This window comes from Paraburkholderia sediminicola, from assembly GCF_046026895.1.
GTDB classification, from domain to species: domain Bacteria; phylum Pseudomonadota; class Gammaproteobacteria; order Burkholderiales; family Burkholderiaceae; genus Paraburkholderia; species Paraburkholderia sediminicola_C.
On sequence record NZ_JAQQEU010000279.1, the window covers coordinates 1 to 550 of the forward strand.

The 550-nt window shown below is 64.5% G+C and carries 2 protein-coding genes; both read right to left on the reverse strand.

Features of this window, described 5'->3' with window-relative positions:
- Positions 1-217: IS66 family transposase (locus PQR02_RS40745; protein ID WP_408243440.1), on the reverse strand; the 217-nt coding region annotated here is incomplete at its 3' end.
- 74 nt (positions 218-291) lie between these two features.
- On the reverse strand, positions 292-550 hold a 259-nt coding region (gene tnpB, locus PQR02_RS40750), incomplete at its 5' end, for an IS66 family insertion sequence element accessory protein TnpB (protein ID WP_408243441.1).

The window sequence follows — 550 nt, forward strand, 5'->3', positions numbered from 1 at the left end:
TGGGCAACTCCGTGGCGGCGTCGAACAGTTCCGCCTGACCCGCCAGCCGCTCGGAACTGACGCCGAAGCGCGCGCGGTTCGCCTGGGCAATCTGTTGCTGCAGCGCTTCCAGCTGCTCCCACAGCACGCATGCCAGCCGGTTCTGTTCGAGCGCGAAGGCTTGCAGCGCGTCGGGCTCGACCGGCAATTCCGCGACAGTGATAGCGGTGGGCGGCATGGCTATCATGATGCCCAACTCGCGCTACGTTTACAAGATCGGGGAGCGTTGTATCTGCGCAGGCGACAGCGAGTTCAGCTCACGCGCGTCACCGCGACGGCGTGATGCGGCTCGCGTGCCGGGATCTCAATGCCTTCGAGCCAGGCGTTGAGTTCGGCGAGCGTGAAGCCGCGTTGCGCGAGCGCCAACGGTGATGGAAAGCGGCCCCGTTCAAGGCGCTTGTACCAGAGCGCGAAACCGGTGCGATCCCAGTATAGGCATTTGACTTTCGAGCGGTCGCGCCCGACGAACACGAACAGATTGCCCGAGACAGGGTTCTGGGCAAGCAGTGGC